This is a genomic window from Halomonas sp. JS92-SW72 (assembly GCF_003547075.1).
GTDB classification, from domain to species: domain Bacteria; phylum Pseudomonadota; class Gammaproteobacteria; order Pseudomonadales; family Halomonadaceae; genus Halomonas; species Halomonas alkalicola.
Genome location: NZ_CP032147.1, coordinates 1,954,003 through 1,979,758, shown reverse-complemented (window position 1 = coordinate 1,979,758; position 25,756 = coordinate 1,954,003). Strand labels below are relative to the sequence as shown.

At 68.9% G+C, this 25,756-nt stretch carries 25 protein-coding genes; 16 read left to right on the top strand and 9 right to left on the bottom strand.

Translation table 11 applies throughout. The features are described from left to right. Positions 1 to 41: 41 nt before the first annotated feature. Positions 42 to 521, top strand: a complete 480-nt coding sequence (locus D1793_RS09205) for a TRAP transporter small permease (RefSeq protein ID WP_119021906.1) — start codon at positions 42 to 44, stop codon at positions 519 to 521. Continuing rightward, positions 511 to 1,818: a TRAP transporter large permease gene (locus tag D1793_RS09200; protein WP_119021905.1), complete on the top strand. Its 1,308-nt coding sequence runs from the start codon at positions 511 to 513 to the stop codon at positions 1,816 to 1,818. Before D1793_RS09205 ends, D1793_RS09200 begins: the two co-directional genes overlap by 11 nt. Before the next feature lie 80 nt (positions 1,819 to 1,898). On the opposite strand, the gene D1793_RS09195 is transcribed toward D1793_RS09200, so the two are convergent. Beyond that, positions 1,899 to 2,423, bottom strand: coding sequence for a macro domain-containing protein (locus tag D1793_RS09195; RefSeq protein WP_119021904.1), 525 nt, complete (start codon positions 2,421 to 2,423; stop codon positions 1,899 to 1,901). Positions 2,424 to 2,577: 154 nt separating this feature from the next. Between D1793_RS09195 and D1793_RS09190 the strand changes: the two genes are divergently transcribed. The 5 genes from D1793_RS09190 (at position 2,578) to D1793_RS09170 (ending at position 8,823) form a co-directional block, all read left to right on the top strand. After that, positions 2,578 to 2,814 (top strand): DUF2798 domain-containing protein, encoded by a 237-nt coding sequence (locus tag D1793_RS09190; RefSeq protein WP_119021903.1) that lies wholly within the window; start codon positions 2,578 to 2,580, stop codon positions 2,812 to 2,814. A 173-nt stretch (positions 2,815 to 2,987) separates the two neighbouring features. Beyond that, the gene (locus D1793_RS09185) at positions 2,988 to 4,376 is read left to right on the top strand and encodes a lysine 2,3-aminomutase (RefSeq protein ID WP_119021902.1); all 1,389 of its coding nucleotides are present in this window, start codon (positions 2,988 to 2,990) and stop codon (positions 4,374 to 4,376) included. Between the two features lie 283 nt (positions 4,377 to 4,659). Further along, complete coding sequence (locus D1793_RS09180) at positions 4,660 to 5,640, top strand: TAXI family TRAP transporter solute-binding subunit (RefSeq protein ID WP_119021901.1); 981 nt, start codon at positions 4,660 to 4,662, stop codon at positions 5,638 to 5,640. A gap of 143 nt (positions 5,641 to 5,783) precedes the next feature. Further along, entirely contained in the window at positions 5,784 to 8,381 is a 2,598-nt protein-coding gene (locus D1793_RS09175; RefSeq protein WP_119021900.1) for a TRAP transporter permease, read from the top strand. A gap of 13 nt (positions 8,382 to 8,394) precedes the next feature. Beyond that, positions 8,395 to 8,823: a universal stress protein gene (locus tag D1793_RS09170; protein WP_119021899.1), complete on the top strand. Its 429-nt coding sequence runs from the start codon at positions 8,395 to 8,397 to the stop codon at positions 8,821 to 8,823. Between the two features lie 98 nt (positions 8,824 to 8,921). Here the strand turns inward: D1793_RS09170 and soxZ are convergent, their stop codons facing one another. From soxZ to D1793_RS09150, 4 genes are all read right to left on the bottom strand, one after another. Further along, entirely contained in the window at positions 8,922 to 9,725 is an 804-nt protein-coding gene (soxZ, locus tag D1793_RS09165) for a thiosulfate oxidation carrier complex protein SoxZ (protein ID WP_119021898.1), read from the bottom strand. Between the two features lie 22 nt (positions 9,726 to 9,747). Continuing rightward, on the bottom strand, positions 9,748 to 10,779 hold the full coding sequence (locus tag D1793_RS09160) for a YeeE/YedE family protein (RefSeq protein WP_119021897.1): 1,032 nt from the start codon (positions 10,777 to 10,779) through the stop codon (positions 9,748 to 9,750). 77 nt (positions 10,780 to 10,856) lie between these two features. Next, complete coding sequence (locus D1793_RS09155) at positions 10,857 to 12,173, bottom strand: NAD(P)/FAD-dependent oxidoreductase (RefSeq protein WP_119021896.1); 1,317 nt, start codon at positions 12,171 to 12,173, stop codon at positions 10,857 to 10,859. A 9-nt stretch (positions 12,174 to 12,182) separates the two neighbouring features. Further along, entirely contained in the window at positions 12,183 to 12,515 is a 333-nt protein-coding gene (locus tag D1793_RS09150; RefSeq protein WP_119021895.1) for a c-type cytochrome, read from the bottom strand. Between the two features lie 297 nt (positions 12,516 to 12,812). On the opposite strand from D1793_RS09150, the gene D1793_RS09145 reads away from it, so the two are divergent. From D1793_RS09145 to D1793_RS09120, 6 genes are all read left to right on the top strand, one after another. Continuing rightward, positions 12,813 to 13,640, top strand: coding sequence for a DUF2189 domain-containing protein (locus D1793_RS09145; protein WP_119021894.1), 828 nt, complete (start codon positions 12,813 to 12,815; stop codon positions 13,638 to 13,640). A 97-nt stretch (positions 13,641 to 13,737) separates the two neighbouring features. Then, on the top strand, positions 13,738 to 14,217 hold the full coding sequence (locus tag D1793_RS20020) for a hypothetical protein (protein ID WP_119021893.1): 480 nt from the start codon (positions 13,738 to 13,740) through the stop codon (positions 14,215 to 14,217). A 98-nt stretch (positions 14,218 to 14,315) separates the two neighbouring features. Further along, positions 14,316 to 14,831 (top strand): molybdopterin-dependent oxidoreductase, encoded by a 516-nt coding sequence (locus D1793_RS09135; RefSeq protein WP_119021892.1) that lies wholly within the window; start codon positions 14,316 to 14,318, stop codon positions 14,829 to 14,831. A gap of 23 nt (positions 14,832 to 14,854) precedes the next feature. Then, entirely contained in the window at positions 14,855 to 17,029 is a 2,175-nt protein-coding gene (locus D1793_RS09130; RefSeq protein WP_119021891.1) for an ATP-binding protein, read from the top strand. A 67-nt stretch (positions 17,030 to 17,096) separates the two neighbouring features. After that, positions 17,097 to 18,290: a nitric oxide-sensing protein NosP gene (nosP, locus tag D1793_RS09125; protein ID WP_119021890.1), complete on the top strand. Its 1,194-nt coding sequence runs from the start codon at positions 17,097 to 17,099 to the stop codon at positions 18,288 to 18,290. Further along, the gene (locus tag D1793_RS09120; protein ID WP_240407805.1) at positions 18,259 to 19,626 is read left to right on the top strand and encodes a hybrid sensor histidine kinase/response regulator; all 1,368 of its coding nucleotides are present in this window, start codon (positions 18,259 to 18,261) and stop codon (positions 19,624 to 19,626) included. The genes nosP and D1793_RS09120 overlap by 32 nt, the downstream gene beginning before the upstream one ends. On the opposite strand, the gene D1793_RS09115 is transcribed toward D1793_RS09120, so the two are convergent. After that, entirely contained in the window at positions 19,599 to 20,279 is a 681-nt protein-coding gene (locus D1793_RS09115) for a response regulator transcription factor (RefSeq protein ID WP_119021888.1), read from the bottom strand. The genes D1793_RS09120 and D1793_RS09115 overlap by 28 nt on opposite strands. A gap of 130 nt (positions 20,280 to 20,409) precedes the next feature. Between D1793_RS09115 and D1793_RS09110 the strand changes: the two genes are divergently transcribed. Next, positions 20,410 to 21,930, top strand: coding sequence for an aldehyde dehydrogenase family protein (locus D1793_RS09110; RefSeq protein ID WP_119021887.1), 1,521 nt, complete (start codon positions 20,410 to 20,412; stop codon positions 21,928 to 21,930). 94 nt (positions 21,931 to 22,024) lie between these two features. Here D1793_RS09110 and D1793_RS09105 read toward each other — a convergent pair whose 3' ends face one another. Genes D1793_RS09105 through D1793_RS09095 form a run of 3 tightly spaced genes read right to left on the bottom strand, consistent with a single transcriptional unit; the run spans position 22,025 to position 24,159 of the window. Then, positions 22,025 to 23,257 carry a MerC family mercury resistance protein gene (locus D1793_RS09105; protein ID WP_119021886.1) on the bottom strand — a complete coding sequence of 411 codons (1,233 nt, stop codon included), beginning with the start codon at positions 23,255 to 23,257 and terminating at the stop codon, positions 22,025 to 22,027. A 12-nt stretch (positions 23,258 to 23,269) separates the two neighbouring features. Further along, complete coding sequence (locus D1793_RS09100; protein ID WP_119021885.1) at positions 23,270 to 23,539, bottom strand: zf-HC2 domain-containing protein; 270 nt, start codon at positions 23,537 to 23,539, stop codon at positions 23,270 to 23,272. Further along, a complete protein-coding gene (locus D1793_RS09095) occupies positions 23,536 to 24,159 on the bottom strand; it encodes a sigma-70 family RNA polymerase sigma factor (RefSeq protein WP_205527651.1) in 624 nt (207 codons plus the stop codon). The genes D1793_RS09100 and D1793_RS09095 overlap by 4 nt, the downstream gene beginning before the upstream one ends. A 277-nt stretch (positions 24,160 to 24,436) precedes the next feature. Between D1793_RS09095 and D1793_RS09090 the strand changes: the two genes are divergently transcribed. Together D1793_RS09090 and D1793_RS09085 are read left to right on the top strand one after the other, a co-directional pair. Continuing rightward, complete coding sequence (locus D1793_RS09090; RefSeq protein WP_119021884.1) at positions 24,437 to 25,231, top strand: methyltransferase domain-containing protein; 795 nt, start codon at positions 24,437 to 24,439, stop codon at positions 25,229 to 25,231. A gap of 35 nt (positions 25,232 to 25,266) precedes the next feature. Further along, positions 25,267 to 25,707, top strand: coding sequence for a cupin domain-containing protein (locus D1793_RS09085; RefSeq protein ID WP_119021883.1), 441 nt, complete (start codon positions 25,267 to 25,269; stop codon positions 25,705 to 25,707). The last annotated feature ends 49 nt before the right edge of the window (positions 25,708 to 25,756 follow it).

Sequence of the window (25,756 nt, the reverse complement as noted above, 5' to 3'; positions counted from 1 at the left end):
TCGCCCCCGGAAACGGGGGCGACGTCATTCATGAGGTCCCTATGACACCCTCTCCCGATGCCCGGCCGGAGCGCTGGCTCGCCTCCCTGGCGCTGATCATCATCGCGGTGATCAGCCTCGGCAACGTGGTCACCCGCTATATCACCGGCGGCTCGCTGGCCTTCACCGAGGAGTTCTCGGTCTTCCTGCTGGTGGTGCTCACCTTCGCCGGCGCCGCGGTGGCCCTGCGCCGCAACGGCCATATCCGCGTGGGCCTGCTGGAGCGGGCGCTGCCCGCCGCGCCGCGCAAGGCCCTGGTCCTCTTCCAGTGGGGTTGCGGCATGGCGGTGCTGGGCCTGATCACCTGGTTCGGCGGCAAGCTCGCCTGGCAGGAGTACCAGTGGGAGTCGCTCTCGCCGGGGCTGGGGCTGCCGCAGTGGTGGTACATCGTCTGGCTGCCGCTGCTCTCGGGCGTGATGATGATCCGCCAGACCCAGCAGACCCGGGACCGCCTGCGCGGGAGGCTCGATGATGAGCCCTGATCTGTGGATGCTGCTGGCCTTCGCGGGCCTCTTGATCGCCGGGGTACCGGTGGCCTTCTCACTGGGCCTGGCCGGCGCCGTGGGCATCCTGGCCGGGCTGCCGCCGGCCATGCTCGCCACCCTGGGCACCAACACCTATAACAGCATCGCCAAGTACCCGCTGATCGCCATTCCGCTGTTCATCCTCACCGGGCTGATCTTCGAGCGCTCGGGGGTGGCGCTGCGCCTGGTGCGCTTCGCCCAGGCGCTGATCGGCCCGCGCCACGGCGGCCTGGCCCTGGTGGCGGTGCTGGTGTGCATGATCATGGGCGGCATGAGCGGCTCGGGGCCGGCGGACGCCGCGGCGGTGGCCATGGTGATGCTGCCGAGCATGACCAAGGCGGGCTACCCCAAGCCCTTCTCGGCGACCCTGATCGCCGCCTCGGCCTCCACGGCGATCCTGATTCCGCCCTCGGTGGCGCTGATCCTCTACTCCATCGTGGTGCCGGGGGTCGACCTGCGCGCCCTCTTCGCCGCCGGGCTCTTTCCCGGGATCCTGGCCGGCCTGGCACTGCTGGTGCCGGCGCTGCTGGTCTCGAAGCGCTATGGCTGGGAAGGCGGCACGCCGGTGGAGGGCGCCGAGCGCCTCAAGGTGGGCGAGACCTTCAAGCAGGCGCTGCCGGCGCTCTTCGCCCCGGTGCTGATCCTCGGCGGGCTGCGCTCCGGGCTCTTCACCCCCACCGAGGCGGCGGTGGTGGCGGTGGCCTACGGGGTGGCGATCGGCCTCTTCGTGACCCGCGAGATCGGGGTGCGCGACCTGTGGCGGCTGTTCGGCGAGGCGGCGGTGATCTCCGGCGTGGTGATGCTGATCATCGCGCTGGCCGGCATCTTTGCCTGGGCCGGCACCATGCTCGGCACCTTCCGTGACATGGCCCAGTGGATCATCGCGCTTACCGACAACGGTGTGCTGCTGCTGATCCTGATCATGTTGGCGGTGCTGGCCGCCGGCATGCTGCTCGACGCCATCTCCATCTACCTGATCCTGATGCCGATCCTGATCCCGGTGATGCAGCACTTCGAGTGGAACCCGGTGTGGTTCGGCATCCTGCTGGCCATGAACATCGCCATCGGCCAGTTCACGCCACCGGTGGCGGTGAACCTGATGGTGACCACCGAGGTGGCGAAGATCCGCCTGGAGCAGACGGTGGGCTGGGCGCTGCTCTTCGTGGTGGCCATGGCCGGTGCCCTGGCGCTCGTGGCCATCTTCCCGGAGATCGCGCTGTGGCTGCCGCGGACGCTGGGCTACAACGTGGGGTAGGGCGCTTGTGGTGCTCTTCATGCTGCCGGAGATCGCGCTGTGGCTGCCGCGGACGCTGGGCTACAACGTGGGGTAGGGAATCAGGGGGCGCCCTGCAGGGTCGCCAGGGTGCGCCGGAAGAGCTCGGCGCCGGTGGCATCGAAGAGCACGAAGCGCACCCGCTCGATATGCGGGCAGTCGGGCAGGGTGGCGATCACCGCGCCGAGTGCCACCCGGGCGGCCTCCGCCGGCGGGTAGCCGAACACCCCGGTGGAGATCGCCGGGAAGGCGACCGAGGCGAGGCCCTGCCGTTCGGCCAGGGTCAGGGCGTTGCGGTAGCAGGCGGCGAGCAGCGCGTCGGCGGGCTCGTCGACGCCGTAGACCGGTCCCAGACAGTGGATCACGTGGCGGTTGGGCAGGCCGAAGGCCCCGGTGATCACCGCCTCCCCGGGGCGGATGGGGGCGAGCGGGCGGCAGGCGCGATCGAGCGCCGGCCCCGCGGCGCGATGCAGGGCGCCGGCCACGCCGCCGCCCGGGCGCAGCTGGGCATTGGCGGCGTTGACCACGGCGTCGAACTCGGGCTGGTGGGCGATATCGCCCTGCAGGCACTCGAGGGTAGCGTTCATGGGACTCCTCCTGAGCGGGATGGTGCTGACAGTCTGGCGGTTTCCCATGGGCCCGGGCAATTCAGGGTGCGACGCCTGGCCACCTCCCGCTCGGCGAGGGAAGTGTATAAGATAGCGTCCTAAGCTTATTCCCTGTTTCCTGCCAGGAGTCTCCATGCTCTTTCCTCCGCGTCTCGCTCCCCTGGTCTTCTCCGTGCTGATGTCGGTCTACATGGTGACCCTGATGACCTTCGTGATCACCTGGGTCAACACCGGGCTGGGCGATGGCTTCACGGCACGCTGGTGGCGCGCCTTCTATATCGCCTGGCCGATCGCGTTCGCGCTGATCCTGCTCGGGGCGCCGCGCCTTCAGCGCCTCACGGCGAAGCTGATCCGCAAGCCGGCGAAGTGAGTCGGCCGTCTCGAATCAAGTGTTGCATGGTCTGCACTTTCGCGTGACATTCGTTGCAAATCGACGCAGAAAGTTGCACTTCTTGCCCTGGTCTGTACCAATAGCCTCCCCCGATGAGAAGACGGCGGTGCCGCCTCCCTGGCCGGCGCCCCGGACAACGAAGAGGAGGCGAGATGAACCAGCGCGTCAATATCGAGCTCGGCAGCCCCGAGGCCGAGGCCTTCGAGGCCCGACAGTTCAAGGTCTACACCCACCGCCAGCTCGACAAGATCGAGGCGATCCAGAACCTGCCTGACGACCTGCGCTTCGACATGCGGGTCGTCAGCCAGGTGCTGCCGTTCCGGGTCAACGAGTACGTCATCGACGAGCTGATCGACTGGAGCAACATTCCCGACGATCCGATCTTCCAGCTCACCTTTCCCCAGCGCGGCATGCTGCGTCCCGAGCACTACGATGAGGTGGCCGAGCTGGTGCGCCGCGATGCCGACGCCGCCGAGATGAAGCCGGTGATCGAGCGCATCCGCGGTGAGCTGAATCCCCATCCGGCGGGGCAGATGGACCTCAACCTGCCGCTGCTCGACGGCGAGCCGCTGCCCGGCATGCAGCACAAGTACCGCGAGACGGTGCTCTTCTTCCCGAGCCAGGGCCAGGTGTGCCACAGCTACTGCACCTTCTGCTTCCGCTGGGCGCAGTTCGTCGGCGACAAGGACCTCAAGTTCGCAGCAAGCGAAGCCGACTCCCTGCACCGCTACCTGGCCGAGCACACCGAGGTCACCGATCTGCTGATGACCGGCGGCGACCCCATGGTGATGAAGGCCAAGCACCTGCGCATGTACCTGGAGGGCCTGATGAAGCCCGAGCTGGATCACGTCCAGGACATCCGCATCGGCTCCAAGAGCCTGACCTTCTGGCCCTATCGCTTCGTCACCGACCCGGACGCCGAGGATATCCTCAACCTCTTCCGCGAGCTGACCGCGGCCGGCAAGCACGTCGCCTTCATGGCGCACTTCAACCACTGGAAGGAGATGGACACCCCCATCTGCCGCGAGGCGATCCGCCGTATCCGCGCCACCGGGGCGGAGATCCGCACCCAGGCGCCGCTCCTGAAGCACATCAACGACGACGCCGACCAGTGGGCGAAGATGTGGACCCAGCAGGTGCGCCTGGGGATGATCCCCTACTACCTGTTCGTGGAGCGCGATACCGGTGCCCGCCACTACTTCGAGGTGCCGCTGGTCAAGGCGTGGGAGATCTACCGAGAGGCGATGAAGCAGGTGCCGGGCCTGGCCCGCACCGCCCGTGGGCCCTCCATGTCCGCCGATCCTGGCAAGGTGGAGATCCAGGGCGTCACCGAGATCAAGGGCGAGAAGGTCTTCGTGCTGCGCTTCATCCAGGGGCGCGACAGCGACTGGGTGCAGCGTCCCTTCTTCGCGAAGTACGACGAGGCCGCCACCTGGCTCAACCATCTGGAACCGGCGCTTGGGGAGAGCGAGTTCTTCTTCGAGGCCGAGTTTGCCGCCATGAAGGACGAGAAGCAGGCGCTGATCATGAAGGCCTCCTGACGGGCGGCGGGCCGCTACGCCGGCCCCTGTACGCTGGAACCGGAACCGCGCCACGGCGCGGTTCTTTCGTTCTGTCCTGCCATGGCCCCAACGCGCGATAAACGCTGCCAGGGACTAGACTGATGGGAGTCATCTTTCCGCTTTTCGTTGAGGGAGGTTGGTTACCCGTAAGCAGTTTTTTCCGCTAAAGTAGAAGAGATTGGTAGATTCCCCGACCAGGGTGTCGGAGCTGCCACCAATGATTGCCTACAACCGAATGCCTACAACGCAAAGAGGTGTGTTCATGAAACGCCATGCTTTCTCGGCTGCTGCCTTCTCCGGCGCCCTGCTCGGTGCTGCGATGTTCTCGGCCCCGGCCGTGGCCCAGGATCGCTTCATCACCATCGGCACCGGTGGTCAGACCGGCGTCTACTACGTGGTCGGCCAGTCGGTGTGCCGCATGGTCAACCGCGGCAGCGACGAGCACAACATCCGCTGTAACGCCCCCTCCACCGGCGGTTCCGTGGCCAACGTCAACGGCATGAAGAGCGGCGAGCTGGACATGGGCGTGGTGCAGTCCGACGTCCAGTATCGCGCCTACCACGGCGAGGACAACTTCGCCGAGGATGGCGCCTGGGAAGAGATGCGCGCCGTCTTCACCATGCACGGCGAGCCGCTGACCGTGGTGGCCCGCGCCGACTCCGGCATCGAGCACATCAGCGACTTCCCGGGCAAGCGCGTCAACATCGGCAACCCGGGTTCCGGCCAGCGCAACACCATGAACGTTGTCATGGAGGCCATGGGCTGGGATACCAGCGTCTTCTCCCTGGCCTCCCAGCTCGACGCCGCCGAGCAGGCCGCGGCCCTCTCCGACAACAACATCGATGCCATGGTCTACGTGGTGGGTCACCCCAACGGCTCCATCCAGGAGGCCACCACCACCATCGATGCGCGCCTGATCCCGGTGACCGGCCCGGAGATCGAGGAGATCATCGAGGCCAACCCCTACTACACCCATGCGGTGATCCCGGGCGGCATGTACCGTGGCAACGACGAGGACGTCGAGACCTTCGGCGTGGCGGCGACCTTCGTCACCTCCACGGCGGTGGACGAAGAGATCGTCTACGAGACCGTCAAGGCGGTGTTCGAGAACTTCGATCGCTTCAAGCGCCTGCACCCGGCCTTCGAGAACCTGCAGGAGGAGCAGATGATCTCCGAGGGTCTCACTGCGCCGCTGCACGACGGTGCGGCCCGCTACTATCGCGAGCGCGGCTGGATCGAGTGATTCCAGCGGCGTCAGCCAATCACCCGTGGTGATCGATGCGCGGACCCCCTCGGGGCGTCCGCGCATCTCGTTGGGGCCCCGCCTGGGGCCATCCGCCACGGGCAGGGATAGACACAACACTTGACTGCGGGCAGGGCCAGCACATGACTGACGAGAACACCAAACCCCGCGCCCCGGAGGTAGACCTGGAGGATATGGTCGCCTCCAGCGACTCCGGGGCGCGCAAGCCGCTGGGGGCACCCGGCAAGCTGCTGGTAGGCATTGCGGCCAGCTGGTCGCTGTTCCAGCTGTGGATTGCGTCGCCGCTCCCCTACATGTTCCGCTTCGGTGTCTTCAACGCCACCGAGGCGCGTTCGATCCACCTGGCATTCGCCCTCTTCCTGGCCTTCATGGCCTACCCGGCGCTGAAGCGCTCGCCCCGCGATCGCATCCCGATCCAGGACTGGATCTTCGCGGCGGTGGCCGCCTTCTGCGGCGCCTACATGTTCCTCTTCTACGAGCAGCTCTCCAACCGACCGGGGGCGCCGATCACCCAGGACGTGATCGTCGGCGTGATCGGCCTGGTGATGCTGCTGGAGGCTACCCGCCGGGCGCTGGGGCCACCCCTGATGATCGTGGCCTCGGTCTTCATCCTCTATTCCCTGTTCGGCCCCCAGATGCCAGGCATCCTCGCCCACCGCGGGGTGAGCCTCAACGGGCTGATCAACCACCAGTGGCTCACCGCCCAGGGGGTGTTCGGCATCGCGCTCGGGGTCTCGACCAGCTTCGTCTTCCTCTTCGTGCTGTTCGGCGCCCTGCTCGACAAGGCTGGGGCCGGCAACTACTTCATCAAGGTGGCCTTCTCGCTGCTCGGTCACTACAAGGGCGGCCCCGCCAAGGCGGCGGTGGTGGCCTCGGGCATGACCGGCCTGATCTCCGGCTCCTCCATCGCCAATACCGTGACCACCGGCACCTTCACCATTCCGATGATGAAGCGGGTGGGCTTCTCGGCGGAGAAGGCCGGCGCCGTTGAGGTGTCGTCCTCGGTGAACGGCCAGATCATGCCGCCGGTGATGGGGGCTGCGGCCTTCCTGATGGTCGAGTACGTCGGCATTCCCTACGTGGAGGTGATCAAGCACGCCTTCCTGCCGGCGCTGATCTCCTATATCGCGCTGATCTACATCGTCCATCTTGAGGCGCTCAAGGCCAACATGACCGGCCTGCCGACCAGCAACCCGGCGCGTCCCTTCCTCAACAAGGTGATCGGCTTCCTGACCGGCCTGATCCTGCTGATGGCGCTCTCCTTTGCCGTCTACTACGGGCTTGGCTGGCTCAAGCCGGTGCTGGGCGATGCAACCCCCTGGGTGGTGGCCGTGGCGCTGACGGCGGTCTACGTCGGCCTGCTCAAGGTGGGCGCCAACTACCCGGAGCTCGAGCTCGACGACCCCAGCTCCAAGGTGGTCAAGCTGCCCCAGACCCGCCCCACGGTGATGGTGGGCCTGCACTACATCCTGCCGGTGATCGTGCTGGTGTGGTGCCTGATGGTAGAGCGTCTCTCGCCGGGCCTCTCCGCCTTCTGGGCCACGGTGTTCATGATCTTCATCATGATCACCCAGCGGCCGCTGATCGCCATCTTCCGCGGCCGCAGCAAGGTCGTGGCGGACATCAAGGAGGGCTTCAAGGACCTGTGGGACGGCCTGGTGGCGGGTGCCCGCAACATGATTGGCATCGGCATCGCCACGGCGGCGGCGGGCATCATCGTCGGCGCGGTCTCCCAGACCGGCGTCGGCCTGGTGCTGGCCGACGTGGTGGAGATCCTCTCCATGGGCAACCTGATGCTGATCCTGCTGCTCACCGCGCTGCTCAGCCTGATCCTCGGCATGGGCCTGCCCACCACCGCCAACTACATCGTGGTCTCCGCGCTGATGGCGCCGGTGATCGTGATGCTGGGGCAGCAGAACGGCCTGATCGTGCCGCTGATCGCGGTGCACCTGTTCGTCTTCTATTTCGGCATCATGGCCGACGTGACGCCCCCGGTGGGCCTGGCCTCCTTCGCGGCGGCGGCGGTCTCCGGGGGCGATCCGCTGCGCACCGGTTTCCAGGCCTTCTACTACAGCCTGCGCACCGCGGCCCTGCCCTTCCTGTTCATCTTCAACACCGACCTGCTGCTGATCGATGTCGGGTGGCTGCAGGGGATCGTGATCTTCATCATCGCCACCATCGCCATGCTGATCTTCGCCGCGGGTACCCAGGGCTACATGATCGTGCGCAACCGCTGGTACGAGTCGGTGCTGCTGCTGCTGGTGGCCTTCACCCTGTTCCGCCCGGGGTTCTGGATGGACAAGGTCCACGATCCCTACGAGTCGGTGCCCCCGAGCCAGTTCGTCCAGGCCCTGGGTGACGTGGAGGACGGCAGCAACCTGCGGGTGCAGATCGCCGGTGAGGACGCCTTCGGCGATCCCATGACCACCTATGTGCTGGTGCCGGTGCCGCGCGGCGATACCGGCGAGGAGCGCATGGAGCGTCTCGGCATGGAACTGTGGGTCGATGGCGATCAGGCCACGGTGGACTTCGTGGAGTTCGGCAGCCTGGCGGCCGACCTGGGGTTCGACTTCGACCAGGAGATCCTCGAGGTGCTGGCCCCGGTGGATCGCTGGGCCAAGGAGTGGATGTGGATACCGGGGTTCCTGGTGTTCGGCCTGGTGGTGATGCTGCAGCGTCGCCGTCGTGAACCTGGTCCCGGCCAGGCCGCTACTGCCTGAAGGAGACGATGACATGTACAACAAGATCCTGATGCCGGTGGATCTCAACGAGGAGAGCTCCTGGAAGAAGGCGCTGCCCACGGCGGTGACCCTGTGCCGTACCTTCGGGGCCTCGCTGCATGTGGTGACGGTGTTGCCGGACTACCGGATGCCCCTGGTGGGCTCCTACTTCCCCAAGGACTTCGCCAAGAAGGCCCACGAGGCCGTCACCGAGGCCCAGCACCGGTTCATCCAGGAGCACGTGCCCGAGGACATCAAGGTGCAGACGGTGATCGTCGACGGCTCGCCCTGGGAGGCGATCATCAAGGCGGCCAAGAAGCTCGAGGTCGACCTGATCGTGATGGCCTCCCACAACAAGCGCAAGTTCGCCGACTACGTGCTGGGCCCCAACGCCGAGCACGTGGTGCACCACTCCAAGATGTCGGTGATGATCGTACGGTAAGTGGCCGCTCCCCACGGGCGCCCCCGGTGCTCCCTTGCAACGCAGGCGCCCCGGCCAACTGGCCGGGGCGCCTGCGTTCGTGTGGGCGGCGTCGCCGATCAGCCGACGCTGAGTCTCGCCTCGTGGCGGGCGCTCTCGCCGCTGTCGTCCTGCCACTCGATGACCAGCTCGGCGTCCTCCTGCGGCGCCAGGTGGAAGCGCAGGTAGGGGTTGGCCGATATCGACTGATGGAGGTCGGCGGCGAAGGCGGTCTCGCCGTCGAGGGTCACGGTGAAGCGCTCGATGATATGGCGCGGCAGCGTCTCGCCGTCGCTGCCCTCGCGCAGCCCGGTCTCCATGGGGTGGCTGATCAGGGTGCGAACCTCGCCGGGCACGCCGGCGGTGAAGCGCTCGGGCAGGCTGACCCGCGGGTTGGCCAGCGGCTCGGGGCCCTGGTCGTCGCCGCGCATCAGGCAGCCGCTGACGGTGATGCGTACCTCCCGGGCGGTGGCGAAGGTCTCGCCCTGCTGGGTGCGTGCGATGGCGATCACCTGCTGGGTCTCGTTGAGGCGCACCCGGGTGGAGATCTCCGGCAGGCCGGCCGCGGGGCCGAGCGAGAAGCTGACGATCTCGGGGGAGGGGTTGCCGGTGGCGAAGAGGTGGATCTCGCTCAGGTAATCGTCGTCGGCGAGGCTGCCGTCGAAGCTGACGGTGAGGGGGACGGCCGAGCCGTCTTCCGACACGTGGGGCAGCTCGAGGACCAGTCCCTCGGTAGCCGGGGTGGTGCCCCCGAGCAGCTCGCTGGCGGCTTCCAGGCGCTGCCAGGGGCCATCGGCCAGCGCCATTGGCGAGAGGAGCATCAGGCCGGCAACGATCAGCAGGCGGCGTCGTGAGAGCAGGCGTCGGGTCAGGGGGTGGGGCATGGGCAATTTCCTGGAGGGTTATTCAGGTCATCGAATTGGACAGCGAAAGCGGCCCCTTGATCCCCAGCCAGGCGCCGAGGAGGATCCCGGCCAGGGCGGCGAAGGTGGGCAGCGCCAGGGTCGAGAAGCCCGACAGCCCCTGGCCGATGGAGCAGCCCAGGGCCAGTACACCGCCGATGCCCATCAGGGCACCGCCGGCCATGCTGCGACCCATGTGGCCGGGACCACTGAAGCCCTGCCAGCGGAAGTCGCGACGGGCGAGTGCCATCACCAGGGCGCCCACCAGCACCCCGGCCACCACGCTGACGCCGAAGCCGAGCCGGCTGCCGGTGGAGAGCATGGCGTACTGCAGGCTGTCGCCGATGGGGGCGATGAAGGTGAGGGTGGCCAGACGCACCGGCTCGAAGTCGTCGAAGCCCAGCACGCCGGTGGCGTACCAGCCGGCCGGCACCAGGGCGCCGATGGCAAGGCCGCCCAGCCACTCCCGGGGGCTTGCGCGGAAGTCGCGGCTGGAGAGTGCCCAGGCGGTGAGCGCGCCGCCCAGCACCAGGGCCACCAGCCAGGCGGGCACGCCGAGCAGACCGTGGAGCTCGCGGGCGGGGAGGGCGAGGGTGGTGGCGCCCTCGAGCCAGACGCGCAGCGGGGCGAGCAGGCCGGAGAGGGTCATGGCGGCCGCCAGGCCCAGGCACACCAGCACCACGAAGCTTCTCAGGTTGCCGCTGCCCAGCAGCACCAGCGAGCGGGCGCCGCAGCCGTTGGCCAGCACCATGCCGTAGCCGAACAGTGCACCGCCCAGCGGCACCGCCAGCCAGGAGGCGCTGGGCGGCAGGTAGAGGGCGCCCCCCAGCGAGAGGACGCCCGTGGCCACGAGCGCCTGACTGCCCAGCAGCGCCACGGCCATGGCCAGGGCGAAGGCGCGCAGCTTGAGGGTGTCGCCTCGCGTCCAGGCGTTGGCCAGGCCGCGCATCAGGCAGAAGCCGGTGACCTGGGCGGTGGCGCCGAAGGCCAGGCCGATCACCAGGCCCGACCAGGCCACCAGCTCGGTATGGGTCATGGAGAACTCCTCGATCCTTCAACGAAACGGGGCCACCCGGAGGTGGCCCTGCGCATCATACCACTGCCGCTCCCGGGTCAGACGCTGGTGCCCCAGGTGTCCTGGCAGATGGCGTTGTACCAGCCCACGGCGTACTCGGCCTCGAGGGCGCGGATATGGTCCGGAGCATCGGCCGGACTGAGCCCGCCGGCGCCCTCCACCTCGGCGATGACCCCTTCCTGTACCCGGTAGACCCCGGCCACGGAGATGCCGTACTCGGGGCCGATCAGGCTGTAGCAGGTGTTGGTCCAGTAGGGCTCCGGGGCGGTACGGCCCGAGAGGTCCGCGGCGATGGCGGCGGCCACCACCTTGGCCTGGTTGTTGGCGCAGAAGCCCGACTTGGGCATCGGCGCGGCCACCGTGGCATCGCCCACCACATAGATGTCGCGGACCCGCTGCGACTCGAAGGTCTCGGCCTTGACCGGCACCCAGCCGGATTCATCGGTGACGCCTGCGCGCTCGGCGATCCAGCCCGCCTTCTGGGGCGGGATCACGTTGAGCACATCGGCCCGGTGGCGGGTGCCGAACTCGGTCTCCACCTCGAGGTTCTCGGCATCCACCCGGGTCACGCGGCCGTCGCCGGAGAGGCCCACCCACTCGATGCGGTCGCCGTAGAGGCGTTCCCAGCCGGCGGTGAACAGCCCCTGCTTGGAGAAGTTGTCCTTGGCGTCAAGGATCAACACCTTCGAGTTGGGCTTATGCTGGCTGAAGTAGTGGGCCACCATGCTGGCGCGCTCGTAGGGTCCCGGCGGGCAGCGGAAGGGGTTCTCGGGGGCCACCATCACGAAGGTGCCGCCGTCGTCCATCTCCTCGAGCTGGCGGCGCAGCAGCTCAGACTGGGCGCCGGCCTTCCAGGCGTGGGGCGCGAGCTCGGCGGCCGCCTCGTCGTACCCCTCGAGGGCGTTCCAGCGGAAGTCGATGCCTGGCGAGAGTACCAGGCGATCGTAGGAAAGGGTCTCGCCATTGGATAGGCCCACGCGGTGCCCGTCGGGGTCGACGTCCTCGGCCAGGGCATGCACCACCCGCACGCCATAGCGATCACGCAGTTCGTCATAGCCGTGGGCAATGGAGCGCATGTCGCGCAGGCCGCCCAGGAAGAGGTTGCTGAACGGGCAGGTGTAGAAGACCTCCGCGGGCTCAACCAGGGTGACCTCGATGGCCGGATTGGCGCGCTTGAGGTACTTGGCGGCGGTGGCGCCGCCGAAGCCGCCGCCGATCACCACCACCCGGCCGGCGGAGCCGTTGGCGATGGCGAAGGGGGAGAGACCGCCCAGCAGGGGCAGGGTGGAGGCGGCGCCAAGGCCCTGGAGGAAGCGACGCCGGGAAACGCCCTGGCGTTGTGAATCGTGACTCATGGGGCCTCCTCAGGGCGCGTCGATGGTGGCGAAGTGGCCGGCCAGCGCCGAGAGTTCCTCGTCGCTGAAGCCGCGGGTGATGCGGTTCATCACCGTGGTGTCCGGAATCTCGTCGCGCTTGAAGGCGAGCAGGCGCGACTCCAGCACGGCCTGGGGCCGGCCGGCAATGGCAGGCACCGGACCGGAGAGGCGGCCGTCGGTGCCGTGGCAGCTGGCGCAGCCACCTGCCATCACCTCGAGCTGCTCGCGGGAGAACTCATCATCGGCATGGGCGGTCTGGGCCAGGCCGCCAAGCAGCAGGGCCCCCAGCAGGGAGACCGCCATGGGTCGTGGCAGGGTCATCGTCAGGTTCCTTGGGCTGGGCCCCGAGGGGGCTCTTCTTAAGGTTCTGGTCTGGAATTATGGCAGATCACCATGCTAGGGGAGCCATGGCCAGTCTGACAAAGAACCAATCGTGATCAGCTTATGTATCTGGCGTCGGAGAGCGTGGAATTCGCGAGGGTGTCCAGGCGGCAGGATTGACTCGGGTCAACTACATTAATCCTGAGTTAAGTGATTAAGGCGGCATTAGGTCGCAGGGCCGGTGCCGGAATCGTCCCGCGGGAAGCGGGAGCTACATGGCGCAACAGGGGTGACACCATGAACGCGGCAACAACAAAAGCGGATCACAAGGCTGCAGCGCCCGGGGTCAAGATCACCATCAATCCGGTGGGCATGGATCGGCCGAGGGCCTGGCTGGCGGCCGGCATCGAGGATTTCCGCCAGGCCACGGCGGTGAGCCTCGCCTACGGCATGTTCTGGGTGGGTCTGAGTATCGCCATCACCGCAGGGGCCATCACCCTGGGGCTGTGGCACTGGCTGCTGCCCATGGTGGCTGGCTTCATGTTCATCGGTCCGCTGGTGGCGGTGGGCTCCTACGGCGTCAGTCGCGCCCTGGAGGCGAATCGGGCTCCCCACCTGGGAGATGCCTTCGGGGCCTGGCGGCCCCACGCCGGCCAGCTCGCCATGATGGGCGTGATGATGATGATCTTCTTCCTCGCCTGGATTCGGCTGGCGACCCTGCTCTTCGCCCTCTTCTTCGGTTTCGAGGTGCCGAGCCCGGCCACTCTCTACTCCGCCCTGCTGACCACCCCCGAGGGCCTCGGGATGATCGCCGTGGGCAGCGTGCTGGGGGGCATCCTCGCCTTCGGGGCCTTCGCCATCAGCGTGGTGGCCATTCCGACCCTGATGCACCACGATCTCACCTTCATGGAGGGCATCGAGGCCAGCGTGCGTTCCGTGGGTCGCAACTTCCGCCCGATGCTGCTGTGGGCGGCGATCCTGACCGGCTGCGTGCTTGTCGGTGTGCTGACCTTCTACATCGGCCTGGCGCTGATCCTGCCGGTGCTGGGCTTCGCCAGCTGGCACGCCTACGAGGATCTGGTGCGCGTCGACGCGGTCGAGGAGGACGGCGAACTGCACGGCTGAGTCCGCTCGCCCTGCCGGGGCCAGGCCACTATGCTGGGGGGCGTTGACGCCCCCCATTTCGTTGCTGGCGCCATCCCGGCCCCCACAAGGTGATGCCATGCCGATACTTCGTCCGCTTGCCTGCCTCCTGCTCCTGCTTCCCCTGGTGCCGCTGCATGCCCAGACGCCGTCGCCCGCGGGCGGAGGCCAGGTCATTGCCCATGAGCTCGATGCCTGCCTGGCGGAAGCCCAGTGGCAGTCCGAACCCGCCCTGGCGTGTGCCCGGGAGGCCGGGATTCGCTGGGAGGAGGAGGTGGAGCGCCTCGGTGCCCGGCTCGACAAGGTGCTCGGGCGGGAGGCGCGCCTGGCCCTGGAGGCCTCTCGGGCGGCCTGGGAAGAGGGGGGAGAGGCCGACCTGGCGCTGGTCGAGGCCTATCATGATCAGCTCGCCGAGGCGCGGCTGGGCGACCCGGAGCTGCTGCCGCTGTCCCGGCAGCTGCATCGTAACGCCGTGTGGGAGCAGCGTGCCCGCTTTCTGCAGCGGCTGCTGGAGGGCCTCGAGGAGCAGCGGCCTGACCCGATCCGGGAGGTCCCCTGACGGTCACGGGTGCCGGTCATCCCTTTTCCTAACTGATCTTTGTCGCCTGATCGGGTAGGCTGGTGCCACTCCCGGATCTCTCCACAGGATTGCCCCCCATGCGCCAACGCATCCTGCCCCTGCTGCTTGTCCTCATGTCTCTCCCGTGCCTGGCGACGTCGGCCGCCGCCGAGGAGGCCCTGCCGGCACCGAGCGGCGAGGTGCTGCTTACCATCAGCGGCAACCTCGACTTCCCCAATGTCGAGGACGAGGCCAGCTTCGATCGCGAGATGCTGATGGCCATCGCGCCCACCGAGATCGAGACCCGCACCCCCTGGCACGCCGACCGCGGCCGCTACGAGGGCCCGCTGCTGCGGGAGGTGCTGGCGGCTGCCGGCGTGCGCAGCGATCGTGTTCTGGTGCGGGCGCTCAACGACTTCGAGGCGGAGATCCCGCTCGCCGACCTCCATGACTATGACGTCATCCTGGCCATGCGTCGCAACGGCTCGCCGATGCAGATCCGCGAGTTCGGCCCGCTGTTCGTGCTCTATCCCTTCGACGACCATCCGGAGCTGCACAACGAGTCCGTGCGCTTTCGTTCGGTGTGGCACGTCGTGCACATTCACGCCCCCTGAGGGCCCACTATCGGGAGCGTCCCATGCTGCGCCTGCCCCTGCGCGTCAAGCTTGGCGCCATCAGCGCGCTGCTGCTGCTGGCGGCGGCGCTGGTGGTGGTAGGCCTGGTCTCCTGGCGCCAGGACAGCCTGGCTCAGAGCGTGGGCGGGGATGCCTCCTGGCACGCCTACAAGCTCGACCGCGACGTGGTGCAGCTGCGCAACTACCTGGCGCAGCCGGACGCCGACCATGCGGGCCTGGCGCTGCGCTTCGAGCTCTTCTATAGCCGGCTCTTCCTGATGCGAGGAGGGGGCGATATCACCGAGCTGCTGGCCACGATTCCCGCGGCCAGCGCCCTGCTGGACGAGGTCGAGCAGCGCATCGATGCCCTCGACCTCATGATCGAGACGCTCGAGGGGCTGCACGAGAGCGACCGCCTTGCCCTGGATCACCACCTCGATACCCTGGGCAATCGCACCGAGCGGCTGGTGATCGCCATCAATGGCCACCTGGCCGAGACCGCCACCCGTGAGCGTAGCCAGCTGCAGCGGCTCTATGCCCTGCTGCTGGTGCTGATCCTGGCGATGAGCCTCTCGGCCATGCTGGTGGCGCTGATCCTGTTCCGCGAGGCCCGTGACAACGCGGCGGCGCGTCGTGATCTGGAGGTGCTGAGCCGGGAGCTGGAGGCGACCGCTCGGCAGGCGGAGTCGGCCAACCAGGCCAAGTCGGAGTTCCTGGCCACCGTCAGCCACGAGATCCGCACCCCGCTCAACGGGGTCATCGGCATGAGTGATGTGCTGCTGGAGCACCGGCTCGAGGGGGAGGCGCGCCAGTGCGTGACCACCATCCACGATAGCGCCGGGCTGCTGCTGGAGCTGATCAACGACCTGCTGGACTTCTCCAAGATCGAAGCGGGGCGCCTCGAGCTGGAGCAGCGTGCCCTGGCGCTGGATGAGCTCGTCGATGGCGTGGTGGCGCTGCTGGCGCCGCGCGCCGAGGCTCGCGGCGTGGCATTGCGGACGCGGCTGGACCCGCAGCTGCCGGCAAGGGTACTGGCGGATCCGGCGCGTCTGCGCCAGGTGCTGATCAACCTGGTCTCCAACGCGGTGAAATTCACCGAGCGGGGCGAGATTCGCCTGGAGGTGAGCGCCGAAGGGAGCGGGCGATGCCGCTTCGAGGTGGTGGACACCGGCTGCGGTATCGCCCCCGAACAGCTCTCGCGGATCTTCGAGCCGTTCCGGCAGGGCGATGCTTCCACCGCTCGGCGCTTCGGTGGCACCGGGCTTGGCCTGGCGATCTGTCGCCGGCTGGTGGAGGCCATGGGGGGGCGCATCGAGGTCGCCAGCGAACCCGGGGTGGGCAGCCGCTTCTGGTTCGTACTGTCGCTGGCGACCGCCGAGGCGCCTGACCCGGCCGCGCTGCCGGCAGCAGGGCGCTCTCGCCACCTGGACCTGCAGAGCCTCCGCCTGCTGGTGGTGGAGGACAACCCCGTCAACCAGCAGGTGGCCAGGGCCATGCTGGAGCGCCTCGGCTGTTCGGTCACCATGGCCGGCTCCGGTGCGGCCGCCCTGCAGCTGGCCGCGGCAGGCCGCTTCGACCTGATCTTCATGGATATCCAGATGCCGGACATGGACGGCCTGGAGGTGACCCGCCGGCTGCGCGCCCGTGATGGCTGGGAGTCCCGGGTGCCGATCGTGGCGATGACGGCCGGTGGTCCCGGAGGCGAGCAGGCCCGCTGCCTGGCGGCCGGCATGAACGGCTACCTCACCAAGCCACTGCGCCAGGAAGAGCTGCTGGAGGCGCTGCTCCGCCACCTGGGCGAAGGGGGCGCGCACGAGACCGGGCATGCGGTGCCCGCCGCCGGGCGCGACAGCCTGATCGATCCACTGACGCTGCAGGCGCTGCGCGACGCCGTGGGCGAGGAGGGGCTGGCGTCGCTGGTGGCGCTCTTCGGCGGCCAGATCGAGGCGCGACTGGCGACCCTCGTGCGAGCCCTCGGCGAGGGCGATCTGCAGGAGGCGCAACATGCGGCTCACCAGCTCAAGGGCGAGTCGGCGAGCCTGGGTGCCGTCAAGGTGGCCGGCCTCGCCACGCGCCTCGAACGCCTGGCCCGGTCCGGTAACCGGCAGGCGGCCCGGGGCCTGCTGGGCGAGCTGAAGTGCTGCCTGGAGACCACCATGGCAGCACTGGAGGTCTGGCGGATGCCGCCGAACCGCTGAACCCGGCGTTTGTGGGGCGCACGCCAGGACGCCTACACTGGGGCGAGCGTTGATACCGGAGTCCGCCATGCCAGATGCCAGGAGCCTCTTCCCCGCTGCTGCACAGGCCGGCGCGTCCCCGCTGCGCACCGCGGTCAGCCACCGCTCCGACCCGGCCGAGGCCGTGGCGGAGCTCGCCGCCGAGCTGCGGCACGGGTCGCTGGGCTTCGTGCTCTTCTTCTGCAGCGTCGAGTATCCGCTCGAGGCCCTTTCCCATGCCCTCCGGAGCGCCTTCGAGGGCCTGCCCGTGGCCGGCTGCACCACGGCCGGCGAGATTACCCCCGCGGGCTACGCCCGGGGAGGGATCGTGGCGATCGGCTTCGATCGGCGCCACTTCGTGCCGGCGACGGCCCTGGTGGAGCGGCTGGATGCCTTCGACCTGCCCCGCGCCCAGCGGCTGGTGGATGATCTCCTCGGGCGATGTCGCGAGCGGGCCCTGGCGCCCCTGGCCGGCAACTGCTTCGTGGTGACCCTGCTCGATGGCCTCTCGAGCAGCGAGGAGAGCGTGATCGCGACCCTCGATGCCGCTCTCGGCAGCATTCCCAGCTTCGGCGGCTCGGCGGGGGACGACAACCGGCTCGCCCGCACCCATGTCTTCTGTGACGGGCGGTTTCACGCCGAGGCGGCCGTGGTGCTGCTGGTCAACACCCCGCTGCCCTTCGAGGTCTTCTCAACCCACCACTTGCGGCCCCGGCACGAGAAGCTGGTGGTTACCGGCGTCGACCGGGAGTCGCGGCGGGTGCTGGAGCTCAACGCCGCCCCCGCCGTGGCGGCCTATGCCCAGCTGGTGGGGCAGCCGGAGTCACGGCTCGGCCCGGAACTGTTCGCTCGGCATCCGCTGGCGGTGCGCATCGGCGACCACTACTACGTGCGCTCCATCCAGCGGGCCAACGAGGACGGCAGCCTGAGCTTCTACTGTGCGGTGGAGAATGGCATCGTGCTCACGGCCATGGCCTGTGCCCCGATCCATGACGACCTGGCCCAGACGCTCGAGGGGCTGGAGGGCCGCCTGGGCACCACCGAGCTGGTGATCGGCTGCGACTGCTTCCTGAGGCGCCTGGAGCTCGAGGTGCTGGGCCGGGAGGCCGAGGTCTCGGGCCTGCTGAGCCGGCGCCGGGTGATCGGCTTCAACACTTACGGGGAGCAGTACCATGGCATGCACATCAACCAGACCTTCACCGGGGTGGCCATTGGCACCGCTCGACCCGACGACGCTGCCTGAGGCGCCTGCGGCCCGGGCGGCCCTGCTGGCCGAGGAGAACGCCCGCCTGCGGCGCATCTGCGCGGCGCTGATCGAGCGGGTGGAGTCCAGCGGCGTACCCGGTGGAGCACCCTATGCGGCCTTCGAGCACTCGGTACTGCTGGCCGAGCAGGTCCGCGAGCGCACCGAGACCCTGCAGCGCACCCTGGGGGAGCTGCACCGGGCCAAGGCGGAGGCCGAGGCGGCCAACCTCTCCAAGACCAAGTTTCTTGCCGCGGTGAGCCACGACCTGCTGCAGCCGCTCAACGCCGCGCGGCTCTTCGCCAGCGCCCTGGAGGAGCAGCCGCTACCGCCGGGCTCCCGCCGGCTGGTCGGCAACATCGGGCGCTCGCTCAAGGACGTCGAAGCGCTGATCGGCAGCCTGGTGGACATCTCGCGGCTCGATGCCGGGGTGCTCCGGCCCGATATCGCCCCCTTTCCCGCCGAGGAGCTGCTGGGCGTGCTGGCCGAGGAGTATCGCCAGATGGCCGCGGCCAGGGGGCTCGGCTTCCGACACGTCCCCAGCCGCGCGCTGATCGAGACCGACCTGGCGCTGCTGGCCCGGGTGGTACGTAACTTCCTCGGCAACGCCATCCGCTACACCGCCCGCGGCCGTATCCTGCTGGGCTGTCGACGCCGCCCGGAGGGGCTCCAGATCCTGGTGGGCGATACCGGGCCCGGCATCGCGGCCGGGCAGCAGCGGGAGATCTTCGAGGAGTTCCGGCGCATCGAGGCGGGTCATGAGGGCGCGGACCGCGGGCTCGGGCTGGGGCTGGCCATCGTCGACCGCATCAGCGGCATGCTGGGCCACCCGCTGGGCCTGGCCTCGGTGCCGGGGCGGGGCTCGCTGTTCTCGGTGACGGTGCCCTATGCAACGGCCACCCGGTCGGCCGGGCCGCCACGGGAGCCGCTGCCGAGCGGGCAGCCGCTGGCCGGTGAGGTCATCTGGGTGCTGGACAATGATGCAGCGATCCGCGAGGGCATGGAGGCCCTGCTGGGGGGCTGGGGCTGTCGGGTGGTGGCCGCGAATTCGCCGGCCGAGCTGCTGGGGCGGATCAAGGCGCCCGGCGCCGCGCTGCTGGTGGACTTCCACCTGGGGGAGGGGCAGCCCGACGGTCTCGAGGTGGCCGCCTGGCTGCGCGAGCGCCACCCCGGGCTGCCGGTGGTGGTGATCACCGCCAACCATGACGCGGCGCTGAAGGCGCGGGTACGCCAGGCCGGCTACGACTGCCTGCTCAAGCCCGTCAAGCCGCTGCGCCTGCGCCTGCTGCTCACCTCGCTGCTGGGGCGTCAGCCGGAGCGGCGCTCCGTCCGGTAGCGAGCCAGGTCCAGCTCGCCGGCCAGCAGGACCGCCTGGACCCGGCTCGCCACCCCCAGCTTTCTCAGGATGGCCGAGACATGGGTCTTCACCGTGGTTTCGGCGACGTTCAGCTCCCGGGCGATGCCCTTGTTGGAGGCGCCCCGGCTGAGCAGCTCGAGCACCTCGAGCTGCTTGTCGGTGAGCCCCGTGAGGCGCGGGTCGGGCGCCGCGGCGCCGGTGACCGCCGGGGCCGGGTGCGCGGGCGGCGGGCGGCGCATGACCTGGGGCGGCAGGTAGAGCTGACCCTCGAGGAGCTGACGCAGGGCGGCCAGTAGGTCGTCGCGGGGGGTCGACTTGGGGATATAGCCCACCGCGCCCATCTCGATGGCCGCCAGCACCGTGCGCCGGTCCTGCTCCGCCGAGAGGATGGCCACCGGCAGCGCCGGCAGCACCTCCCGCAGGCGACACAGTCCGTCGAGGCCCTCGGCGTCGGGCAGGTTCAGGTCCAGCAGCAGCAGGTCGAGTGCCTCCTCGTGGCGCTCGGCCAGCTGCAGGGCCCGCGCCAGGCTGTCGGCCTCCAGCAGGCGGGCGCCCGGCAGCCCCGCCGCGATCACCGCGCCGATGGCGTCGCGGAACAGCGGATGGTCATCGGCGACCATCAGGGTCGTCATCGCGTTCTCCCGTCGGGCCCTCCTCCCAAGGGAGGAGGGCATCTCATGCCACCGGAGTATGTCGCAGAAGCGCGGCCTGACCAAGACTGGACGGGTGCCCGACATAATCACAACACTCAGGAGTCACGCCATGATCTACGCCAACCCCGGCCAGTCCGGTTCCGTCATCACCTTCGAGCAGCGCTACGGCAACTATATCGGCGGCGAGTTCGTCCCGCCGGTGAAGGGCGGGTACTTCGACAACGTCAGCCCGGTCAAAGGCGAGGTGTTCTGCCAGATCCCGCGCTCCACCGCCGAGGACATCGACAAGGCGCTGGACGCCGCCCACGCCGCCGCCCCGGCCTGGGGCAAGACCTCCGCCGCCGAGCGCAGCAACCTCCTGCTCAGGATCGCCGATCGCATCGAGCAGAACCTCGAGATGCTGGCCGTGGCCGAGACCTGGGACAACGGCAAGGCGGTGCGCGAAACGCTGAACGCCGACCTGCCGCTGGCGGTCGACCACTTCCGCTACTTCGCCGGCTGCATCCGCGCCCAGGAGGGCACCGCCGCCGACATCGACGCCAACACCGTGGCCTATCACTTCCACGAGCCGCTCGGGGTGGTGGGGCAGATCATCCCCTGGAACTTCCCGCTGCTGATGGCGGTGTGGAAGCTGGCCCCCGCCCTTGCCGCCGGTAACTGCGTGGTGCTCAAGCCCGCCGAGCAGACGCCGGCCTCGATCCTCGAGCTGATGAAGCTGGTCGGCGACCTGCTGCCGCCAGGGGTGGTCAACATCGTCAACGGCTACGGTGCCGAGGCGGGCCAGGCGCTGGCCACCAGCAAGCGCATTGCCAAGATCGCCTTCACCGGTTCCACCCCGGTGGGCGCGCATATCCTCAAGTGTGCGGCAGAGAACATCATCCCCTCCACCGTGGAGCTGGGCGGCAAGTCCCCCAACATCTACTTCGCCGACATCATGAATGCCGAGCCGGAGTTCATCGACAAGGCGGCCGAGGGCCTGGTGCTGGCCTTCTTCAACCAGGGCGAGGTGTGCACCTGCCCCTCCCGGGCGCTGATCCAGGAGTCCATGTACGACGCCTTCATGGCCAGGGTCATGGAGAAGGTCAGCAGGATCAAGCGCGGCAACCCGCTCGATACCGACGTCCAGGTGGGCGCCCAGGCCTCCCAGGAGCAGTTCGACAAGATCATGTCCTACATGGAGATCGCCCGCGAAGAGGGCGCCGAGTTCCTCACCGGCGGCGACAAGGAGAGCCTGGACCCGAGCCTCGACAGCGGTTTCTACATCCAGCCGACCCTGCTCAAGGGCAACAACAAGATGCGGGTCTTCCAGGAGGAGATCTTCGGCCCGGTGGTGGCGGTGACCACCTTCAAGGACGAGGCCGAGGCGCTGGCCATCGCCAACGACACCGAGTTCGGGCTGGGCGCCGGGGTGTGGAGCCGCGACATCAACGTCGCCTTCCGCATGGGCCGCGGCATACAGGCCGGCCGGGTGTGGACCAACTGCTACCACCAGTACCCGGCCCACGCCGCCTTCGGCGGCTACAAGAAGTCCGGCGTCGGTCGCGAGACTCACAAGGTGGCGCTCGAGCACTACCAGCAGACCAAGAACCTGCTGGTGAGCTACGACACCAACCCGCTGGGCTTCTTCTGATCGCCTGAGACGGCATGGCGCGTAAGGAAGGCGGGGGGCGACGCGAGTCGTCCCCCGCCGCGTTGTGCTGCTGCTCCAATGGCCTACCGGGACCTCACTGCGGGTCGCTCGTTCCGAGCCCCAGCACCCGTGCCTCCTGGCGTCGCCGTCGTCGCAGGTCCCAGGCCACGGCGGCGCCCAGCAGCAGGAAGCCGGCCAGCTCCACCAGGGCGCGATAGTCGATGAAGAGGGCGTGGAGCACCAGGCCGCCGCCCGCGGCACCCAGCAGCATCGGGAAGAGCCCGCGGTGGCGCCGGATGCCGGCGGCCAGCGCCGCCAGGGTGAGCAGCACGAAGGCGGCGATGGCGCCCGCCCAGAGGCCCTCGTCCAGGGCCAGGCCGAGGCCCAGCAGCGGCAGCAGGGCGGCGAGGGCCAGGGTGCCATAGCAGCTCAGCAGGGCCAGGCCGAGGGCAGCCAGGCCCGCGAACCCGCGCCGCTGCACTCGGCGCCAGGCCCGGCGGGGATCGAGGCGGTGTCGCCAGCGCCGGGCCCGGGAGGGTGCGGTCTCGCCGCGCTGCATGCCCACCTCGATGGCGTGGGCGCCGAAGCTCTCCGCCACCTCCCGGGTCTGGGGGCTCTCGCTCAGGGCGAAGTAGTCGTGCTCTCCCAGGATTCGCACCTTCTCGAAGCCCGCCTCCTCGAAAAGCGCCAGCAGCTCCTCTTTCACCGTGGCGCCCACCACGCACTCCACCCATAGCCGCGGGTCCTCGTGGCAGTCCACCGACACCGGCCGATGGATCACCACGTCGGCGAGCTGCAGGCGTCCGCGAGGCCTCAGCACGCGGAACATCTCCGCCACGGCGCGGCGCTTGTCCGGCACCAGGTTGAAAGCGCCGTTGCTGGTGATGCTGTCGACGCTGGCATCGGGTAGCGGGAGCTGCTCCGCAGAGGCCTGCAGGATGTCGAGGTCGTCGATGCCGGCCCGGCGCGCCGCCCCGGCCAGCCGACGGGTCATGCCGGCGGTGAGGTCCAGGGCGATCACCCGGCCCCCGGGGCCGGCCAGCCGGCGGGCGATCAGGGCGTCATTGCCGGCGCCGGCACCGATGTCGAGGACCCGGTCGCCGGGACGAATGGCCCCGGCGCGAAAGGGGTAGCCGACACCGGCGAAGCGGGCCAGGGTGTCCGGCGGCAGCGCGGCGATCTGCGCCGGCGGGTAGCCCAGGCGTCGGCAGGCCTCGGCGCCGACGGGGAAGTGGAAGGGGGCGTCGGGGTTCGCGGCCACGGCCTCGTACATTTCCTGGACCGCCGCCAGGATCTGGGGTCGCGAGTAGCCAAGAATTGCCACCATGAGGGTCTCTCCTCACGGGTCAGGGATGGCATCCGTCTCGTCGCTGTCGAACTGGTCGAGCAGGTGGCGGATTCGTCGGTGCAGCCGCGGCGGGGCCTTCACCGTGCCGGATGCTTCCACCATGGCCCGTAGTCGTCGTTCGAATTCGGCTCGTGAGAAGCAGTCGCGGCACCTGGCCAGGTGTCGCTCGATATCCTCGGCCTGCTGGGCGCCGAGCTCCCGGTCGAGATAGTCGAAGAGCCGCTCGATGACCTCCTCGCAGCCCAGCTCCCTGGTGCTCATGATGATGGCCCTCCCACTCCCTGGCGGCCGGAGGCGATGCCGGCGTCTCTTGCCTGCTGCCAGAGCGCCTTCTGCAGCAGGCCGCGGGCACGGCTCAGGCGCGACCTCACGGTGCCCAGCGGAATTCCCAGCAGGCGGGATACCTCCTCATACCTATAGCCCTGGACCTCCACCAGCACAATCACCAGGCGGTAGGGGTCGGGCAGGGCATCCAGCGCCGCCTGCAGTTCCTCCTGCAGCACGCTGTTGAAGAACTGCTCCTCGAGGCTGCCCCACCAGAGCAGGAAGGGCTGGTGCAGCTGCTGGAAGAGGGTGAACTGCTCCACCGCCAGCTCCTCGGTGTCCGGTCCCTCGGCATTCTCCTGGGGATGGCTGCGCCGCCGCCGCCACTCGCTGATAAAGGCGTTGGTGAGGATATGGAAGAGCCAGGCCTCGAAGCGGTCCGGGTCGCGGAGGGTATCGAGGCGGCGCCACGCCTGTCCCACCGCCTCCGCCACGATATCCTCGGCGTCATCGGGATGGCGGGTCAGCCGCAGGGCCGTGCCGTAGAGCCGGTCCATCAGCGGCTCCAGGCGCGCTTCGAACCACTGCCGCTGCCCGTTGCTGCTGCGCTGTCGCATGGCGGCCCCCGGGTCGCCCCGGCGCGGCGGACAGGACTGTCGCGTCGGGGCTGTGGTGGAAGGGCTGGCCAGGGTCATGGGCCACTACCTCGAGTATGGCGGGTGGGGGGCAACCGGCAAGTCGCCTCTCCCGCCAGGACGCAGCCGCGGTCGGGAGGGTTCCCGGCAGTATCCACGAGGCCCGTGGGAACAAAAGGAGTCGGCGCTGCGTCCTCGCGGGCACGAGGCGCCGGTCTCTACCGGCGTCGTCGCCGCACAGCCACAGAGGAGAAACATCATGACCAGCACGGCAACCGCTTCCGCCCCCGCCGGGGTGGATCGAGACGACCTGGAGGCGCGGGTCAAATCGATGTACCGGGAGGTCGCCGAGACACCGGAGGCGGACTTCCACTTCGAGATGGGCCGCGCCCTGGCCGAGCGCCTGGGCTATGACCCTGCCGCCCTCGACCGCATTCCCGCCGCGGCCATCGACTCCTTCGCGGGGGTCGGCCACTTCCTGGACCTGGCGGCCATCCGGCCCGGCGAGACCGTCCTCGACCTGGGCAGCGGCTCCGGCATGGACAGCCTGCTGGCCGCCCTGGCGACGGGCCCCGCCGGCCGGGTGCTGGGGCTCGACATGACCGAGGCCCAGCGCGACAAGGCCAGCCGCCTGGCCGGGGAGGCCGGCGTCGAGCACGTCGAGTTCCACCCGGGCTACATCGAGGCGCCGCCCTTCCCGGATGCCAGCGTCGACGTGGTGATCAGCAACGGGGTGATCAACCTCTCGGCGGACAAGCCGCGGGTCTTCGCCGAGGCGGCCCGGGTGCTGAAGCCCGGCGGGCGCCTGGCGCTGGCCGATATCGTCACCGAGTCGCCGCTCCCGGAGAGCGTGAGCTGCAACGCCACCCTGTGGGCCGCCTGCATCGGCGGCGCCAGCCAGGAGGATGACTACCGGGCGGCGATCGAGGCCGCCGGACTCTCCATCCGCACCTTCCGGGAGCACCCCGAGTACCGCTTCCTCACGGAATCGGCGCGCGGCGCCTGCGAGAGGTGGGGCGTCAAGAGCATCTCGCTGCTGGCCATCAAGGCCTGAGTCAGTGCCATCCATCTATCGAGGAGTGAAGCATCATGAAAACCATCATCCAGCCGTCGGTCCTGGCTCTGGGGCTGGTCGTGTCACTGCCCTTTGCGGCAGCCCTGGCCCAGGACGATGCCCTGCCGGCGGGTTTCCAGACCGAGCCGGTACTGAAGACCACCGTGACCCGCGACGGTGATGCCATCGCATGGCCGGGGGGGACGCCGGAGATCGTCTCGGTGATCGGCACCATCGAGCCGGGGGGAAGGACGCCACTGCACCAGCATCCGGTTCCCGTCTTCGTCTATGTGCTCGAGGGCGAGGTGGAACTGCGCACCGAGGGCGGTGATCCTCACAGCTACGCCACAGGTGAGGCCTATGTCGAGGCGCTCGACCGGGACCATCAGCTCTTCAACGTGACCGACAGCGACGCGAAGGTGCTGGTCGTGTTCGCCGCGTCGGAAGGCCAGCCCACCACCGTGGCTTCGGAGTGACAGCCAGCGCGACGAGGCCTCAGGGAGGCGGCCTCGTCCTGAGGCGGCC

What these genes read in the sequence shown, in the direction of transcription:
- D1793_RS09205 (WP_119021906.1), top strand. Translation starts at nt 42, where the DNA reads ATGACACCCTCTCCCGATGCCCGGCCGGAGCGCTGGCTCGCCTCCCTG.
- D1793_RS09200 (WP_119021905.1), top strand. Translation starts at nt 511, where the DNA reads ATGAGCCCTGATCTGTGGATGCTGCTGGCCTTCGCGGGCCTCTTGATC.
- D1793_RS09195 (WP_119021904.1), bottom strand. Translation starts at nt 2,423, where the DNA reads ATGAACGCTACCCTCGAGTGCCTGCAGGGCGATATCGCCCACCAGCCC.
- D1793_RS09190 (WP_119021903.1), top strand. Translation starts at nt 2,578, where the DNA reads ATGCTCTTTCCTCCGCGTCTCGCTCCCCTGGTCTTCTCCGTGCTGATG.
- D1793_RS09185 (WP_119021902.1), top strand. Translation starts at nt 2,988, where the DNA reads ATGAACCAGCGCGTCAATATCGAGCTCGGCAGCCCCGAGGCCGAGGCC.
- D1793_RS09180 (WP_119021901.1), top strand. Translation starts at nt 4,660, where the DNA reads ATGAAACGCCATGCTTTCTCGGCTGCTGCCTTCTCCGGCGCCCTGCTC.
- D1793_RS09175 (WP_119021900.1), top strand. Translation starts at nt 5,784, where the DNA reads ATGACTGACGAGAACACCAAACCCCGCGCCCCGGAGGTAGACCTGGAG.
- D1793_RS09170 (WP_119021899.1), top strand. Translation starts at nt 8,395, where the DNA reads ATGTACAACAAGATCCTGATGCCGGTGGATCTCAACGAGGAGAGCTCC.
- soxZ (WP_119021898.1), bottom strand. Translation starts at nt 9,725, where the DNA reads ATGCCCCACCCCCTGACCCGACGCCTGCTCTCACGACGCCGCCTGCTG.
- D1793_RS09160 (WP_119021897.1), bottom strand. Translation starts at nt 10,779, where the DNA reads ATGACCCATACCGAGCTGGTGGCCTGGTCGGGCCTGGTGATCGGCCTG.
- D1793_RS09155 (WP_119021896.1), bottom strand. Translation starts at nt 12,173, where the DNA reads ATGAGTCACGATTCACAACGCCAGGGCGTTTCCCGGCGTCGCTTCCTC.
- D1793_RS09150 (WP_119021895.1), bottom strand. Translation starts at nt 12,515, where the DNA reads ATGACCCTGCCACGACCCATGGCGGTCTCCCTGCTGGGGGCCCTGCTG.
- D1793_RS09145 (WP_119021894.1), top strand. Translation starts at nt 12,813, where the DNA reads ATGAACGCGGCAACAACAAAAGCGGATCACAAGGCTGCAGCGCCCGGG.
- D1793_RS20020 (WP_119021893.1), top strand. Translation starts at nt 13,738, where the DNA reads ATGCCGATACTTCGTCCGCTTGCCTGCCTCCTGCTCCTGCTTCCCCTG.
- D1793_RS09135 (WP_119021892.1), top strand. Translation starts at nt 14,316, where the DNA reads ATGCGCCAACGCATCCTGCCCCTGCTGCTTGTCCTCATGTCTCTCCCG.
- D1793_RS09130 (WP_119021891.1), top strand. Translation starts at nt 14,855, where the DNA reads ATGCTGCGCCTGCCCCTGCGCGTCAAGCTTGGCGCCATCAGCGCGCTG.
- nosP (WP_119021890.1), top strand. Translation starts at nt 17,097, where the DNA reads ATGCCAGATGCCAGGAGCCTCTTCCCCGCTGCTGCACAGGCCGGCGCG.
- D1793_RS09115 (WP_119021888.1), bottom strand. Translation starts at nt 20,279, where the DNA reads ATGACGACCCTGATGGTCGCCGATGACCATCCGCTGTTCCGCGACGCC.
- D1793_RS09110 (WP_119021887.1), top strand. Translation starts at nt 20,410, where the DNA reads ATGATCTACGCCAACCCCGGCCAGTCCGGTTCCGTCATCACCTTCGAG.
- D1793_RS09105 (WP_119021886.1), bottom strand. Translation starts at nt 23,257, where the DNA reads ATGGTGGCAATTCTTGGCTACTCGCGACCCCAGATCCTGGCGGCGGTC.
- D1793_RS09100 (WP_119021885.1), bottom strand. Translation starts at nt 23,539, where the DNA reads ATGAGCACCAGGGAGCTGGGCTGCGAGGAGGTCATCGAGCGGCTCTTC.
- D1793_RS09095 (WP_205527651.1), bottom strand. Translation starts at nt 24,159, where the DNA reads ATGCGACAGCGCAGCAGCAACGGGCAGCGGCAGTGGTTCGAAGCGCGC.
- D1793_RS09090 (WP_119021884.1), top strand. Translation starts at nt 24,437, where the DNA reads ATGACCAGCACGGCAACCGCTTCCGCCCCCGCCGGGGTGGATCGAGAC.
- D1793_RS09085 (WP_119021883.1), top strand. Translation starts at nt 25,267, where the DNA reads ATGAAAACCATCATCCAGCCGTCGGTCCTGGCTCTGGGGCTGGTCGTG.